This is a genomic window from Pseudomonas sp. BJP69 (assembly GCF_007633355.1).
Lineage (GTDB): Bacteria > Pseudomonadota > Gammaproteobacteria > Pseudomonadales > Pseudomonadaceae > Aquipseudomonas > Aquipseudomonas juntendi.
In genome coordinates, this window is sequence record NZ_CP041933.1 from 327790 (window position 1) to 343870 (window position 16081).

Consider the following 16081-nt stretch of genomic DNA (forward strand, 5'->3'; position numbering starts at 1 on the left):
CGCTCCCACAGGCGATCGCGGTCCCTTGAACTGCGCCCCTGACGTTGGACAAAAATCCAACCTCAGGGGCGTTTCATATGAGCAAGTACACCAGACAGTTCAAGCTTTCCGCCATCCAGGCTTTTCTGCAACGTGGCATTGGCTACCGTTTCATAGCCGCACAGTTCCAGATGGATCCCTCCTTACTGCGCCGCTGGGTACAGGCCTACCGCATCCATGGCGAGGCCAGCCTGTCCAGACACGCGCAGACTTTCAGCCCTGAGTTCAAGCTCTCGGTGCTTGAGCGAAAATGGCGCGACAAGTTGTCGTTGCGCGAAACGGCGGCTGTTTTCAACCTGACGCATTCCAGCCAGATAGGCATATGGGAAGCGCAGTACTACAGTGGCGGTATCAAAGCTCTGATAGCAGGGAACAAGGGACCGCGAAACGTCATGATCAAACCATCCACCCCACCCGCCAGCACCTCGCCCAAGTCCGAGGAAGAACTCTCGTACGCCGAACTGCTGGCCAAGCTGCGTCACGCCGAGATGGAGATCGCCTACCTAAAAAAGTTAAAAGAACTGCGCGAGGAGAAGGCGAGACAGAAGAGGGCCGAGAAGAAAAAGTCCTGATCATCTCGGCCCTGCGCACCCGCTTCCCGCTCGACGGCCTGCTCAAGCTGGCCGGACTGGCGCGCAGTACGTATTACTACCAGCGCAAGTTGATGGCCGCCGGTGACAAGCTGGCTGCGCTCAAGGACCGTATCCGTGAGATTCAGCAGCGGCATAAAGGTCGCTACGGCTATCGGCGCATGACAGCGACATTGCACAGCGTCGGCCACGCAGTTAACAGTAAGGTCGTGCGGCGACTGATGGCCGAACTCGACCTCAAATGCACGGTGCGCGTGAAGAAGTACAAGTCCTATCGTGGCGAGCCCGGACGCATCGCTCCCAACAAGATGGAGCGCAAGTTTACGGCAGAGGAGCCAAACAGGAGGTGGGTAACGGACGTGACCGAATTCAAGGTGGCGGGTGAAAAGCTGTATCTCTCTCCGGTGCTGGGCCTGTTCAATGGTGAGATCGTGGCGCACCAGATCGACACCTCGCCGCACTATCCATTGGTCGGTCAGATGCTCGAGCAGGCGTTGTCACGGCTACCGGAAGGGGCCAGGCCTATGCTGCACTCCGACCAGGGCTGGCAGTATCAGTACTACCGCTACCGGAATCGACTAGAGGAGATGGGACTGGAGCAGAGCATGTCACGCAAAGGCAATTGCCTGGACAATGCGCGAATGGAGAGTTTCTTCGGCACACTGAAGACCGAGATGTATCATGGTCAGCGTTTCGCCAGCATCGAGGATCTGAGCGCTGCAATCGATGAGTACATCGATTACTACAACCATGACCGAATCAAGATGGGGCTGGCCGGCCTGAGTCCCGTGGCATACAGGAATCAGGCCGCAGCAGCCTAATCAAAGATTGTCCAACAAATGGGGCGCACCTCATTTTGTAGGAGCGGCCTTGTGTCGCGATGGGCCGCAAAGCGGCCCCAGGTAGCAGGGTGTCCATGACCTTGTTCATCTGCTCGGAGTTGGCCATCAGGTCGCGGTTCAGCATGTCGCTCAGTTCATCGAGGCGGTTCTCCTGGCTGAGGGTGCGCATACGCGACTCAAGTTGGCGGTATTGGCTGAGCTGGTCGAAGGCTGCCTGTTCGTCGTCGGCGCGGATCATGGGCACGTAGGCCTCGCGGGCGCGGTCCATCTGGGCATTGCGCTGGTCGAGCAGGTTCAGGGTATCGCGCTGGGTCTGAGCATCGCGGTTGACTAGCAGGCGGTACGAGAGCGTGCGCATGCGCAGGTTCAGCCCGGTCAGCTCATCCAGAATCTTGATGCTCGGTACGTTGTCCTGCTCGATGACCTCGCCTGCCTGGCGGATGTTGCCCATTTGGACCAGCGAAAAGATGCCGAGGCCGAGCATCAACAGGCCAATCAACGCGAAGCCAAGTAGCGCGCGCGGGGCGATATTCATGTTGCGTAGAGACATGGCAGAAGGGTTCCAGGCAAGGAAGAGGAGGGGTGCTGGAGATGCGACGAAATGGGGCTTGCCGGGCTATTGGACGTGGCCGCCGAGTCTTGAGTGCGGCTGCGAAATAATTATGAGGGCGCTAACCATTTCCTGACCGGCGGTTGACCCAGGTCGGAACAAGGGGGTGGTTCCTCTGTCAATCTGCGGGTCAGCAACCTTGTGAATCCGATATTTAATGGCGATGGGCGGCAGTTTTCTTTATCGTGTGCGCCCCTCGCAACAACCTGAGATAGACCCATGCTGGAAGCTTCCCTGAATCAAATCGAGCAACTGGTCAGCGACCTGATGCAGAAGAACGCTCAACTTGCCGAGCAGAACACCGCCCTTGGCCAGGAACTGGCCCAGGCCAAGGAAGAAAACGAAACCCTGCAGCTGTCGCTGATGGAGCAGGAAGAAAAGAACGGCGCCACCGCCGCACGCATCCAGGCCCTGGTTGAGCGCGCCAGTGCGGGCGTTGTCGGCGCATGAGACTGCAAGAGCAGCCGATCAATGTCGTGTCGATTCTCGGCATCGACTATTCGATCAAGGCGCCCGAAGGCCAGGAAGAAACCTTGGCCCAGGCGGTACGGATGCTCAACACTGCCCTTAACGAAACCAAGCGCCAGTACCCGACATTGATCGGTGACAAGCTGTTGGTACTGGCTGCCCTCAACCTTTGCTCCAGGCAGGTCGAGTTGCAGAAAGAACACCAGCAAACCCTGGCGCGCACCCAGGCGCAGATCGACGCGACCGTGGATGCCATCGTCCGCACAATCGCAGAGTCCTGATCAATCGTTTGGGCGCTACGCCCGCCTTTCGCGACACAAGGCCGCACCTACAGGGTTAACCCGACCCCTGTAGGAGCGGCCTTGTGTCGCGATGGTCTGCAAAGCAGCCCCAAGTTCCTGTGCATTGTCCCCAATGACTGGATTAACTGAATACTCAAGTGTATACACTTCTCGCAAAACAATAATGTTGCGGGGGGTAGGGCATGGGTTTCTGGCGCAAGAGCATCCAGTGGCAATTGATAACCAGCATGGGTGGTGCCTTGCTGGCGAGCATCCTGGTGGTGGTCATCATCTTCACCGTGGCACTCAATCGCCTCACCGAGCGTTACCTGATAGATACCGCCCTGCCGGCCAGCATCGAGGCCATCCGCAACGAAATCGAACACATGCTGGGCCAGCCGCTGGTGGCAGCGGCGGACATTGCCGGCAATACCCTGCTGCGCGACTGGCTTGCCGCCGGTGAAGACCCCGCCCAGGTCCCGCAGTTTCTCGAATACCTCACGGCAGCCAAGCAGCGCAACCGGGCGTTCACCACCCTGTTCGTGGCGACCGAAACCGGCCATTACTACAACGAAAATGGCCTGGACCGAACCCTCGACCGCAGCAACCCCAAGGACAGCTGGTTCTACGGCTACGTCGACAGCGGTGCCGAGCGGTTCATCAACATCGATGTCGACGGCTCCACGGGCGAGCTGGCGCTGTTCATCGACTACCGCGTGGAAAAGAACGGCCGGTTGGTCGGCGTGGCCGGTATGGGCCTGCAAATGACCGAACTGTCGAAACTGATCCACGACTTCAGTTTCGGCGAGCATGGCAAGGTATTTCTGGTGCGCAACGATGGCCTTGTCCAGGTGCACCCGGAAGCAGCGTTAAGTGGCAAGCGCCAGCTCGGCGAGCAGCTTGGCGCCCAGGCCGCCAAGGCGGTAATGAGCGGCGGCGCCAGCCTGCGCAGCGGCCGCTTCGAGCGTGACGGCGAACAATACCTGGCCTTTGGCTTGCCTTTGCGTGACCTGAACTGGACCTTGGTCGCCGAAGTGCCGGAAGCGGAAATTTACGCCCCCATGCAACAGGCGGTATGGCTGACCAGCCTGATTGGTGGCGCCGTGGCCCTGGTATCGTTGCTGCTGGTGGTGTTGCTGGCACGCGGCCTGGTGCGGCCGCTGCGGCGCGTCACCGCTGCGCTGGTGCAGATTGGCAGCGGTGCGGGCGACCTCAGCCAGCGCCTGGATGACTCACGCCCGGATGAGCTGGGCGACCTGGCCCGTGGCTTCAACCGCTTCCAGGGCAGCCAGCGCGACCTGATCGGCGAGGTACTGAATACTTCCGAGCGCCTGCACCGGGCTGTGGAGCAGGTGACACAGGTAGTGGACAACACCGCCGAGCGCTCTGGGCGCCAGCAAGACATGACCGCAATGGTCGCCACCGCCGTGCACGAGATGGGCCTGACCGTGCAGGACATTGCGCGCAACGCCGGTCAGGCAGCTCAAGCGTCGCAGGCGGCACGGGATGAGGCATTGCAGGCGCGCGAGGTGGTGCAGCGGTCGGTCCGGGGCATCGAGGGCATGTCGGGCGACATTGGCAAGGCCGCCGATGCAGTCAGCCAGTTGGCCGATGAAGTGGCCTCGATCGATGAAGTATTGGCGGTAATCCGCAGTATTTCCGAGCAGACCAACCTGTTGGCGCTGAATGCTGCCATCGAAGCTGCGCGGGCAGGGGACATGGGCCGCGGGTTTGCCGTGGTCGCCGATGAAGTACGGACGCTGGCCCGGCGCACGCAGTTGTCCACCGATGAAGTGCAGCAGATGATCCAGCGCCTCAAGCAAGGGGCAGGTTCTGCAGTGACTTCGATGCAGGCAGGGCAACAGGCGACGGGCGCCGGTGTGGAAGCGAGCCAGCGTACAGGGGCGTCGCTGGGTGCGATTACTGATCAGGTGGAGCACATCAGCGACATGAACCACCAGGTGGCTACGGCGACTGAAGAGCAGTCGGCGGTGACCGAGGAAATCAACCGCACGGTGCAGGGGATTTCCGATCTGGCGCGGGATACGGCGGCCGAGGTGCAAGGGTGCCGGGAGGAATGTCAGGCGTTGCGTAGCTTGGCTGATGACCTGGCGCGGCAGATGGGTGGGTTCAAACTTTAGTTGGGGGTTGGCCTCTTCGCGGGCTTGCCCGCTCCCACAGGTACTGCACAGCGCTCGAAGGCGGCGGTAACCCTGTGGGAGCGGGCATGCCCGCGAATGCAATCTGTCAGGCGGTGATTATGCTGCGGATATCCGCCGCCAGCTCACGCACCCGCTCTTGCTCGGTATCCCACGAGCACATGAACCGCGCCCCGCCGCTGCCAATAAAGGTATAGAACCGCCAGCCTTTGCCGCGCAGTGCTTCAATGGCGTGCTCCGGCATCTGCAGGAACACCCCGTTGGCCTCCACCGGGAACATCAGCTCGACCCCCGGCAAATCACTCACCAAAGATGCCAGCAGCTGCGCGCACTGGTTGGCGTGGCTGCCATGGCGCAGCCAGGCGCCACCTTCCAGCAGCCCCACCCACGGCGCCGACAGGAAGCGCATTTTCGACGCCAGTTGCCCCGCCTGCTTGCAGCGGTAGCCGAAGTCCTCGGCCAGCTGGCGGTTGAAGAACAGGATCGCCTCGCCCACCGCCATCCCGTTCTTGGTGCCGCCAAAGCACAGCACGTCGACGCCGGCCTTCCAGGTCAGCTCCGCCGGGCTGCAGCCCAGGAACGCGCAGGCATTGGTGAAGCGCGCGCCGTCCATGTGCAGGTTAAGGCCCAGTTCCTTGCAGGTGGCGCTGATGGCCCTGAGTTCGTCGGGGCGGTAGACCGTGCCGACCTCGGTGGCCTGGGTGATGGTGACCACGCGGGGCTTGGGGTAATGGATGTCCTGGCGCTTGAGCGCCACTTCGCGGATGGACGCCGGCGTCAGCTTGCCGTGCACGCTGGCTGCGGTCAGCAGCTTGGAACCGTTGGAAAAGAACTCGGGTGCGCCGCATTCGTCGGTTTCGACGTGGGCGGTCTCGGAGCAGATCACGCTGTGGTAGCTCTGGCACAACGAGGCCAGGGCCAGGGAGTTGGCGGCAGTGCCATTGAAGGCGAAAAACACTTCGCAGTCGGTTTCGAACAGCTTGCGGAAGTACTCGGCCGCGCGCTCGGTCCATTGGTCGTCGCCATAGGCGCGGTCGTGGCCGTGGTTGGCCTTCTCCATCGCCGCCCAGGCTTCGGGGCAGATGCCGGAATAGTTGTCGCTGGCGAATTGTTGGCTCTTGTCTGTCATGACACTACTGTCCTGTGAACGACGCAGATCAGCACTCTAAACCATCGATTCGGCGGTTGCCTATACAAGCTGTGCAACAGTCGGTTGCTGGGTTGCCTGCGCTGGCCGCTTCGCGGGCAAGCCCGCTCCCACAGGGCTACCTCAAGCCCTCAGAACACCGCCATACCTGTGGGAGCGGGCATGCCCGCGAACGGGCCGGCAGCAACGGCAAAAAAACGAATGTCGTAAACGCGCCATTGCAAGGCGTGCGCAGGCATCTGACCTACCCCGCCCAGTCATAACATCGCCACAAAGGGCCGCAGTGCCCCACGACAAAAAACGATCGCTGCCGGGAGATACACGATGTTCAGCAAGCAAGACCAGATCCAGGGTTACGATGATGCACTGCTGGCGGCGATGAATGCCGAAGAGCAGCGCCAGGAAGACCACATCGAGCTGATCGCCTCGGAAAACTACACCTCCAAGCGCGTGATGCAGGCCCAAGGCAGCGGCCTGACCAACAAATACGCCGAAGGCTACCCAGGCAAGCGCTACTACGGCGGCTGCGAGCACGTCGACAAGGTAGAGGCCCTGGCCATCGAGCGCGCCAAGCAACTGTTCGGCGCCGATTACGCCAACGTTCAGCCGCACTCCGGCTCGTCGGCCAACGGCGCTGTCTACCTGGCGCTGCTGCAGGCTGGTGACACCATCCTCGGCATGAGCCTGGCCCACGGCGGCCACCTGACCCACGGCGCCAAAGTGTCGTCCTCGGGCAAACTGTACAACGCTGTGCAATACGGCATCGACACCAATACTGGCCTGATCGACTACGACGAAGTCGAGCGCCTGGCCGTCGAGCACAAGCCGAAAATGATCGTTGCCGGTTTCTCGGCCTACTCCAAGACCCTGGACTTCCCGCGCTTCCGCGCCATCGCCGACAAAGTGGGCGCACTGCTGTTCGTCGACATGGCCCACGTGGCAGGCCTGGTCGCCGCTGGCCTGTACCCGAACCCGATCCCGTTCGCCGATGTGGTGACCACCACCACCCACAAGACCCTGCGTGGCCCGCGTGGTGGCCTGATCCTGGCCAAGGCCAACGAAGAGATCGAGAAGAAGCTCAACGCCGCGGTCTTCCCGGGCGCCCAGGGCGGCCCGTTGATGCACGTAATTGCCGCCAAGGCCGTGTGCTTCAAGGAAGCCCTGGAACCTGGCTTCAAGGCCTACCAGCAACAAGTGATCGAAAACGCCCAGGCCATGGCCCAGGTGTTCATCGACCGTGGCTATGACGTGGTGTCCGGCGGTACCGACAACCACCTGTTCCTGGTCAGCCTGATTCGTCAGGGCCTCACCGGCAAGGATGCCGACGCCGCCCTGGGCCGCGCGCACATTACCGTTAACAAGAACGCCGTGCCGAACGACCCGCAATCGCCGTTCGTGACCTCGGGCCTGCGCATCGGCACCCCGGCCGTCACCACCCGCGGCTTCAAGGTCACCCAGTGCGTGGCCCTGGCCGGCTGGATCTGCGACATCCTCGACAACCTCGGTGACGCAGACGTGGAAGCCGATGTGGCGAAGAACGTCGCGGCGCTGTGCGCTGATTTCCCTGTTTACCGCTGAGTGGAGTAAACGACAATGCAACGCTATTCGGGCTTCGGCCTTTTCAAACACTCCCTCAGCCACCACGAGAACTGGCAGCGCATGTGGCGCACGCCGACCCCTAAAAAGGTCTACGACGTGGTGATCGTTGGCGGTGGCGGCCATGGCCTGGCCACGGCCTACTACCTGGCCAAGGAACACGGCATCACCAACGTGGCCGTGATCGAAAAAGGCTACCTGGGCGGTGGCAACACTGCGCGTAACACCACCATCGTGCGCTCCAACTACCTGTGGGACGAGTCGGCCCACCTGTACGAGCACGCCATGAAGCTGTGGGAGGGCCTGTCCCAGGACCTCAACTACAACGTCATGTTCTCCCAGCGCGGCGTGTACAACCTGTGCCACACCCTGCAGGACATGCGTGACTCCGAGCGTCGCGTATCGGCCAACCGCCTGAACGGCGTGGATGGCGAGCTGCTGAACACCGCCCAGGTCGCGGCCGAAATCCCCTACCTGGACTGCTCGAAGAACACCCGCTACCCGATCCTTGGCGCCACCGTGCAGCGCCGCGGCGGCGTGGCCCGTCACGACGCCGTGGCCTGGGGCTTTGCCCGTGCCGCTGATGCCCTGGGTGTGGACCTGATCCAGCAAACCGAGGTGATCGGTTTCCGCAAGGAAAACGGTGCCGTCATCGGCGTGGAAACCAACAAGGGCTTCATCGGCGCCAAGCGCGTCGGCGTGGTCACCGCCGGTAACTCGGGGCACATGGCCAAGCTGGCCGGCTTCCGCCTGCCGCTCGAATCGCACCCGCTGCAAGCCCTGGTTTCCGAGCCGATCAAGCCAATCATCGACAGCGTGATCATGTCCAACGCCGTGCACGGCTACATCAGCCAGTCCGACAAGGGCGACCTGGTGATCGGTGCCGGTATCGACGGCTGGGTCGGTTACGGCCAACGCGGTTCGTACCCGGTGATCGAGCATACCCTGCAAGCCATCGTCGAAATGTTCCCCAACCTGTCGCGCGTTCGCATGAACCGCCAGTGGGGCGGCATCGTCGATACCTCGCCGGACGCCTGCCCGATCATCACCAAGACCCCGGTCAAGAACATGTTCTTCAACTGCGGTTGGGGTACTGGCGGCTTCAAGGCGACCCCGGGTTCGGGCAACGTCTTTGCCGCGAGCCTGGCCAAGGGCGAAATGCACCCACTGGCTGCGCCGTTCTCCATGGACCGCTTCTACAACGGCGCACTGATCGACGAACACGGCGCCGCCGCCGTCGCCCACTAACCGGAGACACCGTCATGTTGCATATTTTCTGTCCCCACTGCGGCGAGCTGCGCTCCGAAGAAGAGTTCCACGCCTCTGGCCAGGCGCACATCGCCCGCCCGCTGGACCCGGCTGCCTGCTCCGACGAGGAGTGGGGTACCTACATGTTCTACCGTGACAACCCACGCGGTATTCACCACGAACTGTGGGACCACGTTGCCGGCTGCCGCCAGTACTTCAACGTCACCCGCGACACCGTGACCTACGAAATTCTGGAAACCTACAAGATTGGCGAAAAGCCGCAAGTGACCGCCAACGGTAAAGCTGCCAGCGCACCGTCCGCCGTCAAAGGCCAAGGGGAAAAAGTATGAGCCAGACCTATCGCCTCGCCAGCGGCGGCCGTATCGACCGCAGCAAGGTCCTGAACTTCACCTTCAACGGCAAGACCTACCAGGGTTATGCCGGTGACAGCCTGGCCGCCGCGTTGCTGGCCAACGGCGTCGACATCGTTGGCCGCAGCTTCAAGTACTCGCGCCCCCGCGGCATCATCGCCGCCGGTACCGAAGAGCCGAACGCCATCCTGCAGATCGGCTCCAGCGAAGCCACCCAGATCCCCAACGTGCGTGCCACCCAGCAGGCGCTGTATGCAGGCCTGGTCGCCACCAGCACCAACGGCTGGCCGAACGTCAACAACGACGTCATGGGCATCCTGGGCAAGGTCGGCGGCAGCATGATGCCGCCGGGCTTCTACTACAAAACCTTCATGTACCCCAAATCGTTCTGGATGACTTACGAGAAGTACATCCGCAAGGCAGCCGGCCTGGGCCGTGCACCGCTGCAGAACGACCCGGACAGCTACGACTACATGAACCAGCACTGCGACGTGCTGATCGTCGGTGCCGGCCCTGCTGGCCTGGCAGCAGCCCTGGCCGCCGCGCGCAGCGGTGCCCGGGTGATCCTGGCCGACGAACAGGAAGAGTTCGGCGGCAGCCTGCTCGATACCCGCGAAACCCTGGACGGCAAGCCTGCCGCCGAATGGGTCAGCGCCGTGGTCAAAGAGCTGGAAGGCCTCCCGGAAGTGACCCTGCTGCCACGTGCCACGGTCAACGGCTACCACGACCATAACTTCCTGACCATTCACGAGCGCCTCACCGACCACCTCGGCGACCGCGCCCCGATCGGCCAGGTACGCCACCGCGTGCACCGTGTGCGCGCCAAGCGCGTGGTACTGGCTGCCGGCGCCCACGAGCGCCCGCTGGTGTACGGCAACAACGACGTGCCGGGCAACATGCTGGCCGGTGCCGTGTCCACCTACGTACGCCGCTACGGCGTGGCCCCGGGCCGCAAGCTGGTGCTGTCGACCAACAACGACCACGCCTACCGCGCGGCGCTGGACTGGCACGATGCCGGCCTGCAAGTGGTCGCCATTGCCGATGCCCGCCACAACCCGCGTGGTTCGCTGGTTGAAGAAGCGCGTGCCAAAGGCATCCGCATCCTTACCTCCAGTGCCGTGATCGAGGCCAAGGGCAGCAAGCACGTGACCGGCGCCCGTGTGGCGGCGATCGATGTGCAGGCGCACAAGGTCACCAGCCCTGGTGAAACCCTCGAGTGCGACCTGATCGCCTCGTCGGGCGGTTACAGCCCGATCGTTCACCTGGCATCGCACCTGGGCGGTCGCCCGGTATGGCGTGACGACATCCTCGGTTTCGTACCGGGCGATGCGCCGCAAAAACGCGAATGCGTGGGTGGCATCAATGGCGTCTACGCCCTGGGCGATGTGATTGCCGATGGTTTCGAAGGCGGCGTTCGCGCGGCCACCGAAGCTGGTTTCAAGGCCACCGTTGGCACCCTGCCGAAAACCGTTGCGCGCAAGGAAGAGGCCACCGTGGCGCTGTTCCTGGTACCGCACGACAAGGGCACCAAAGGGCCGAAGCAGTTCGTCGACCAGCAGAACGACGTGACCGCCGCTGGTATCGAGCTGGCTACCCGTGAAGGTTTCGAGTCGGTCGAGCACGTCAAACGCTACACCGCGCTGGGCTTTGGTACCGATCAGGGCAAGCTGGGTAACATCAACGGCCTGGCCATTGCTGCGCGTTCCATCGGCATTACCATTCCGGAAATGGGTACCACCATGTTCCGCCCCAACTACACGCCGGTCACCTTCGGCGCGGTAGCGGGCCGCCACTGTGGTCACCTGTTCGAGCCCGTACGCTTCACCGCCCTGCATGCCTGGCACGTGAAGAACGGCGCCGAGTTCGAAGACGTCGGCCAGTGGAAGCGCCCTTGGTACTTCCCCAAGGCTGGTGAAGATATCCATGCTGCCGTGGCCCGCGAATGCAAGGCCGTGCGTGACAGCGTGGGCCTGCTGGACGCCTCCACCCTGGGCAAGATCGACATCCAGGGGCCGGATGCCCGTGAGTTCCTCAACCGCATCTACACCAACGCCTGGACCAAGCTCGACGTGGGCAAGGCCCGCTACGGCCTGATGTGCAAGGAAGACGGCATGGTCTTCGACGATGGCGTAACCGCCTGCGTCGGCGACAACCACTTCATCATGACCACCACCACCGGCGGCGCTGCACGCGTGCTGCAGTGGATGGAGCTGTACCACCAGACCGAATGGCCAGAGCTGAAGGTGTACTTCACTTCGGTCACCGACCACTGGGCCACCATGACCCTGTCCGGCCCCAACAGCCGCAAGCTGCTCAGCGAGCTGACCGACATCGACATGGACAAGGAAGCCTTCCCGTTCATGACCTGGAAGGAAGGCAACGTAGGCGGTGTACCGGCGCGGGTGTTCCGTATTTCGTTCACCGGCGAGCTGTCGTACGAAGTGAACGTGCAGGCCAACTACGCCATGGGCGTGCTGGAACAGATCATCGAGGCGGGCAAGAAGTACAACCTGACCCCGTATGGCACCGAGACCATGCACGTTCTGCGCGCCGAGAAGGGCTTCATCATCGTCGGTCAGGACACCGACGGCTCGATGAACCCGGACGACCTGAACATGAGCTGGTGCGTAGGCCGCAACAAGCCGTTCTCGTGGATCGGCCTGCGTGGCATGAACCGCGAAGACTGCGTGCGTGAAAACCGCAAGCAGCTGGTGGGCCTGAAGCCGATCGACCCGACCAAGTGGCTGCCGGAAGGCGCCCAGCTGGTATTCGATCCCAAGCAGCCGATCCCGATGGACATGGTTGGCCACGTGACCTCCAGCTATGCGTCCAACTCGCTGGGCTACTCGTTCGCCATGGGCGTAGTCAAAGGCGGCCTCAAGCGCATGGGCGAGCGCGTCTACTCGCCGCAGGCGGATGGCAGCGTGATCGAGGCGGAAATCGTGTCTTCGGTGTTCTTCGATCCGAAGGGTGAGCGGCAGAACGTTTGACTCCGGGCCCTGTGCGGGCAGGCCAGGCCCAATCGCCGGCAAGCCAGCTCCCACAGGATCGATGCAGCTTTGAAGGTTGGTGAGTTCCCTGTGGGAGCTGGCTTGCCGGCGACAGGGCCGGTAGCCCCAACACAAACGCTGCGTCGCATCGACGAACCAGAATTCAAGGCAGGTAAGAAATGAGCGCTATCAACGTCTTCCAGCAAAACCCCGGCGCCGAGGCCAAGGCCCAGTCGCCACTGCACCACGCCGACCTGGCCAGCCTGGTTGGCAAAGGCCGCAAGAACGCAGGCGTAACCCTGCGCGAAAAGAAGTTTCTCGGCCACCTGACCCTGCGCGGCGATGGTCATGACCCGGAATTCGCCGCGGGTGTACACAAGGCCCTGGGCCTGGAGTTGCCTGTAGCGCTGACCGTGGTGGCCAACGGCGACACGTCGCTGCAATGGGTCGGCCCCGATGAGTGGCTGCTGATCGTGCCTGGCGGCCAGGAACTGGCGGTCGAGCAAAAGCTGCGTGCAGCCCTCGAAGGCCAGCACATCCAGGTGGTCAATGTGAGCGGCGGGCAAAGCCTGCTGGAACTGCGCGGCCCCCATGTACGTGAAGTGCTGATGAAGTCCACCAGCTATGATGTTCACCCGAACAACTTCCCGGTGGGCAAGGCCGTCGGCACCGTGTTCGCCAAGTCGCAACTGGTGATCCGCCGTACTGCCGAAGACACCTGGGAACTGGTGATTCGCCGCAGCTTCGCCGACTACTGGTGGCTGTGGCTGCAGGACGCTTCGGCCGAGTACGGCCTGAGCATCGAGGCTTAAGGAGCGCAGAACATGAGTCGGGCACCGGATACCTGGATTCTCACCGCCGACTGCCCGAGCATGCTCGGCACCGTCGACGTGGTGACGCGTTACCTCTTCGAGCAGCGCTGCTACGTGACGGAGCACCACTCCTTCGACGACCGGCAGTCGGGGCGTTTCTTCATTCGCGTGGAGTTTCGCCAGCCGGACGATTTCGATGAAGCCGGCTTTCGCGCCGGCCTTGCCGAGCGCGGCGAAGCGTTCGGCATGGTGTTCGAGCTGACCGCCCCGAATCACCGCCCCAAAGTGGTGATCATGGTGTCCAAGGCCGACCACTGCCTGAACGACCTGCTGTATCGCCAGCGCATTGGCCAACTGGGCATGGACGTGGTCGCGGTGGTGTCCAACCACCCCGACCTCGAACCCTTGGCGCATTGGCACAAGATCCCGTATTACCACTTTGCCCTCGACCCCAAGGACAAGCCTGGGCAAGAGCGCAAGGTGTTGCAGGTCATCGAGGAAACCGGTGCCGAGCTGGTGATTCTTGCGCGCTACATGCAAGTGCTGTCGCCTGAGCTGTGCCGGCGCCTGGACGGCTGGGCGATCAACATCCACCACTCGTTGTTGCCGGGTTTCAAGGGCGCCAAGCCATATCACCAGGCGTACAACAAGGGGGTGAAGATGGTCGGTGCCACGGCGCACTACATCAACAACGACCTCGACGAAGGGCCGATCATTGCCCAGGGCGTCGAGGTGGTGGACCACAGCCATTACCCGGAAGACCTGATCGCCAAGGGCCGCGACATCGAATGCCTGACCCTGGCGCGGGCGGTGGGGTATCACATCGAGCGGCGGGTGTTCCTCAACGCCAACCGGACTGTAGTTCTGTAATAACCTGTACCGGCCTACAGGTATTGCGTGAACTCAAAGCCAGCGCACTACCTGTGGGAGCGGGCAAGCCCGCGAAGCAGGCGACGCGGTGTGTGGCACCGGCTACGCCGGTGACCGCCGGCAAGCCAGCTCCCACAGGGATATCACAGGCCTCGAAGGCTGTGATTTACCTGTAGGAGCGGCTTCAGCCGCGAAGAGGCCGGTACAGGCCAGCACCTCTGTTTGCCCCCCATACCTTCCAACGACAAACCTGCCGCTAAATGGCATCTCCCTGTCGCTCCCAGTCAGTGCACCCGGCCCCATCCGGCCCACAATTCCCCTCATCCAGAAACACATGCCGCCCAAGGATGGCGGCGCGTTCAACCACCGCTGCATAAATAAAAATCAAGCGAGGTAAGAGCATGTCTGGCAATCGTGGAGTGGTATATCTCGGCGCCGGCAAGGTCGAGGTGCAGAAGATCGACTACCCGAAAATGCAGGACCCACGCGGCAAGAAAATCGAGCATGGCGTGATCCTGAAGGTGGTCTCCACCAACATCTGCGGCTCCGACCAGCACATGGTCCGCGGCCGCACCACTGCCCAGGTCGGCCTGGTTCTGGGCCATGAAATCACCGGTGAAATCGTCGAGAAAGGCAGCGACGTCGAGCGCATGCAGATCGGCGACCTGGTTTCGGTACCGTTCAACGTTGCCTGCGGCCGTTGCCGCTCGTGCAAAGAGATGCACACCGGTGTGTGCCTGACCGTCAACCCGGCCCGCGCCGGCGGTGCCTACGGCTACGTCGACATGGGCGACTGGACCGGCGGCCAGGCGGAATACGTGCTGGTGCCCTATGCCGACTTCAACCTGCTGAAACTGCCCGAGCGCGACAAGGCCATGGAGAAGATCCGTGACCTGACTTGCCTGTCCGACATCCTGCCAACCGGCTACCACGGCGCCGTCACTGCCGGCGTAGGCCCAGGCAGCACCGTATATGTCGCTGGCGCCGGCCCGGTCGGCCTGGCCGCCGCTGCCTCGGCGCGCCTGCTGGGCGCCGCTTGCGTCATCGTCGGCGACCTCAACCCGGCCCGTCTGGCTCACGCTAAGTCGCAGGGCTTTGAGGTGGTCGACCTGTCCAAGGACACCCCGCTGCACGAGCAGATCGTCGATATCCTCGGCGAGCCGGAAGTGGACTGCGCCGTTGACGCCGTTGGCTTCGAGGCCCGCGGCCATGGCCATGAAGGTGCCAAGCACGAAGCCCCGGCCACCGTGCTGAACTCGCTGATGCAGGTTACCCGCGTAGCCGGCAACATCGGTATCCCGGGCCTGTACGTGACCGAAGACCCGGGCGCGGTGGACGCTGCCGCCAAGATCGGCGCGCTGAGCATCCGCTTCGGCCTGGGCTGGGCCAAGTCGCACAGCTTCCACACCGGCCAGACCCCGACCATGAAGTACAACCGCCAGTTGATGCAGGCGATCATGTGGGACCGCATCAACATTGCCGAAGTGGTGGGCGTGCAGGTGATCAACCTGGACCAGGCGCCGGAAGGGTACGGCGAGTTTGATGCCGGAGTGCCGAAGAAGTTTGTGATCGACCCGCACAAGATGTGGGGCGCGGCGTGATCGCGTAACGAAACAGGAAGCCCCTCAGGTCGAGGGGCTTTTTTGTGGTCCCCTGGGGCGAGCACCCTAAGGGCAGAGCTTTCGCCATCAGCGACTAGCAAGCCACCGCCTTTCGTCTGACTTGTGCTCAGCTCTGCCAGAGGTCGTTCGCCATTGTGGAAGATGGTGTGCTGCTTGGCACCTGACTTTCTCGATAGCTTTCGCGCTAAGTTTGTTCATGTCTGATTTGACCTGTTGTAGTGGGCCTGAACATTTAGAACTGCAGGCGGGATTTCGAGACTGCTAGAAATAACAACCTGTAAGGCTTATACCAAGCCCTTGGAAGCGGGCTGGCCCGCGATAAAGCCAGCTCAGGCAGCGCAAGGCTTGAAGCCCTTAATGCAGAATCCGCGGCTCAGAAGGCAACTGCATTTGGGTCAAGCCCCCCTTGAGTCGCGCATGCAGCGCCTCAAATTTC

General features: G+C 62.4%; 12 protein-coding genes and 2 pseudogenes. 12 read left to right on the forward strand and 2 right to left on the reverse strand.

The annotated features are described in order from the left end of the window. Positions 1-77: 77 nt before the first annotated feature. Both FPB55_RS26885 and FPB55_RS01525 read left to right on the forward strand, forming a co-directional pair. A pseudogene (locus tag FPB55_RS26885) lies at positions 78-365 on the forward strand (transposase); the annotation flags it as partial. Further along, positions 362-1450 carry an IS3 family transposase gene (locus FPB55_RS01525; RefSeq protein ID WP_238706615.1) on the forward strand — a complete coding sequence of 363 codons (1089 nt, stop codon included), beginning with the start codon at positions 362-364 and terminating at the stop codon, positions 1448-1450. The pseudogene FPB55_RS26885 and the gene FPB55_RS01525, both read left to right, overlap by 4 nt. An 82-nt stretch (positions 1451-1532) precedes the next feature. Here FPB55_RS01525 and FPB55_RS01530 read toward each other — a convergent pair. Continuing rightward, a pseudogene (locus tag FPB55_RS01530) lies at positions 1533-2021 on the reverse strand (MCP four helix bundle domain-containing protein); the annotation flags it as partial. Between the two features lie 279 nt (positions 2022-2300). On the opposite strand from FPB55_RS01530, the gene FPB55_RS01535 reads away from it, so the two are divergent. The 3 genes from FPB55_RS01535 (at position 2301) to FPB55_RS01545 (ending at position 4971) form a co-directional block, all read left to right on the forward strand. Then, complete coding sequence (locus FPB55_RS01535; RefSeq protein ID WP_009683367.1) at positions 2301-2531, forward strand: hypothetical protein; 231 nt, start codon at positions 2301-2303, stop codon at positions 2529-2531. Next, positions 2528-2830 (forward strand): cell division protein ZapA, encoded by a 303-nt coding sequence (locus FPB55_RS01540; RefSeq protein WP_029886391.1) that lies wholly within the window; start codon positions 2528-2530, stop codon positions 2828-2830. The genes FPB55_RS01535 and FPB55_RS01540 overlap by 4 nt, the downstream gene beginning before the upstream one ends. A gap of 203 nt (positions 2831-3033) precedes the next feature. Next, positions 3034-4971 (forward strand): methyl-accepting chemotaxis protein, encoded by a 1938-nt coding sequence (locus tag FPB55_RS01545; protein WP_144187406.1) that lies wholly within the window; start codon positions 3034-3036, stop codon positions 4969-4971. A 106-nt stretch (positions 4972-5077) separates the two neighbouring features. Here the strand turns inward: FPB55_RS01545 and FPB55_RS01550 are convergent, their stop codons facing one another. After that, positions 5078-6118: a low specificity L-threonine aldolase gene (locus FPB55_RS01550; RefSeq protein ID WP_009683371.1), complete on the reverse strand. Its 1041-nt coding sequence runs from the start codon at positions 6116-6118 to the stop codon at positions 5078-5080. Between the two features lie 342 nt (positions 6119-6460). Here FPB55_RS01550 and FPB55_RS01555 point away from each other — a divergent pair, with 342 nt between their 5' ends. The 7 genes from FPB55_RS01555 (at position 6461) to fdhA (ending at position 15624) form a co-directional block, all read left to right on the forward strand. Next, positions 6461-7714, forward strand: coding sequence for a serine hydroxymethyltransferase (locus FPB55_RS01555; RefSeq protein WP_009683372.1), 1254 nt, complete (start codon positions 6461-6463; stop codon positions 7712-7714). Between the two features lie 15 nt (positions 7715-7729). After that, the gene (locus tag FPB55_RS01560; RefSeq protein WP_003255680.1) at positions 7730-8980 is read left to right on the forward strand and encodes a sarcosine oxidase subunit beta family protein; all 1251 of its coding nucleotides are present in this window, start codon (positions 7730-7732) and stop codon (positions 8978-8980) included. Positions 8981-8994: 14 nt separating this feature from the next. After that, positions 8995-9330 (forward strand): sarcosine oxidase subunit delta, encoded by a 336-nt coding sequence (locus FPB55_RS01565; RefSeq protein ID WP_009683373.1) that lies wholly within the window; start codon positions 8995-8997, stop codon positions 9328-9330. Then, complete coding sequence (locus tag FPB55_RS01570) at positions 9327-12341, forward strand: sarcosine oxidase subunit alpha (protein ID WP_047150218.1); 3015 nt, start codon at positions 9327-9329, stop codon at positions 12339-12341. Before FPB55_RS01565 ends, FPB55_RS01570 begins: the two co-directional genes overlap by 4 nt. A gap of 179 nt (positions 12342-12520) precedes the next feature. Continuing rightward, positions 12521-13153 carry a sarcosine oxidase subunit gamma family protein gene (soxG, locus tag FPB55_RS01575; RefSeq protein ID WP_009683376.1) on the forward strand — a complete coding sequence of 211 codons (633 nt, stop codon included), beginning with the start codon at positions 12521-12523 and terminating at the stop codon, positions 13151-13153. 12 nt (positions 13154-13165) lie between these two features. Continuing rightward, the gene (gene purU / locus FPB55_RS01580; RefSeq protein WP_009683377.1) at positions 13166-14023 is read left to right on the forward strand and encodes a formyltetrahydrofolate deformylase; all 858 of its coding nucleotides are present in this window, start codon (positions 13166-13168) and stop codon (positions 14021-14023) included. Positions 14024-14424: 401 nt separating this feature from the next. Continuing rightward, positions 14425-15624, forward strand: coding sequence for a formaldehyde dehydrogenase, glutathione-independent (fdhA, locus tag FPB55_RS01590; protein ID WP_009683378.1), 1200 nt, complete (start codon positions 14425-14427; stop codon positions 15622-15624). Positions 15625-16081 lie beyond the last annotated feature (457 nt).

Coding starts and splice junctions, on each gene's coding strand:
- FPB55_RS01565 (WP_009683373.1), top strand. CDS start 8,995: ATGTTGCATATTTTCTGTCCCCACTGCGGCGAGCTGCGCTCCGAAGAA.
- FPB55_RS01570 (WP_047150218.1), top strand. CDS start 9,327: ATGAGCCAGACCTATCGCCTCGCCAGCGGCGGCCGTATCGACCGCAGC.
- FPB55_RS01525 (WP_238706615.1), top strand. CDS start 362: ATGGGAAGCGCAGTACTACAGTGGCGGTATCAAAGCTCTGATAGCAGG.
- purU (WP_009683377.1), top strand. CDS start 13,166: ATGAGTCGGGCACCGGATACCTGGATTCTCACCGCCGACTGCCCGAGC.
- FPB55_RS01545 (WP_144187406.1), top strand. CDS start 3,034: ATGGGTTTCTGGCGCAAGAGCATCCAGTGGCAATTGATAACCAGCATG.
- fdhA (WP_009683378.1), top strand. CDS start 14,425: ATGTCTGGCAATCGTGGAGTGGTATATCTCGGCGCCGGCAAGGTCGAG.
- soxG (WP_009683376.1), top strand. CDS start 12,521: ATGAGCGCTATCAACGTCTTCCAGCAAAACCCCGGCGCCGAGGCCAAG.
- FPB55_RS01535 (WP_009683367.1), top strand. CDS start 2,301: ATGCTGGAAGCTTCCCTGAATCAAATCGAGCAACTGGTCAGCGACCTG.
- FPB55_RS01560 (WP_003255680.1), top strand. CDS start 7,730: ATGCAACGCTATTCGGGCTTCGGCCTTTTCAAACACTCCCTCAGCCAC.
- FPB55_RS01555 (WP_009683372.1), top strand. CDS start 6,461: ATGTTCAGCAAGCAAGACCAGATCCAGGGTTACGATGATGCACTGCTG.
- FPB55_RS01540 (WP_029886391.1), top strand. CDS start 2,528: ATGAGACTGCAAGAGCAGCCGATCAATGTCGTGTCGATTCTCGGCATC.
- FPB55_RS01550 (WP_009683371.1), bottom strand. CDS start 6,118: ATGACAGACAAGAGCCAACAATTCGCCAGCGACAACTATTCCGGCATC.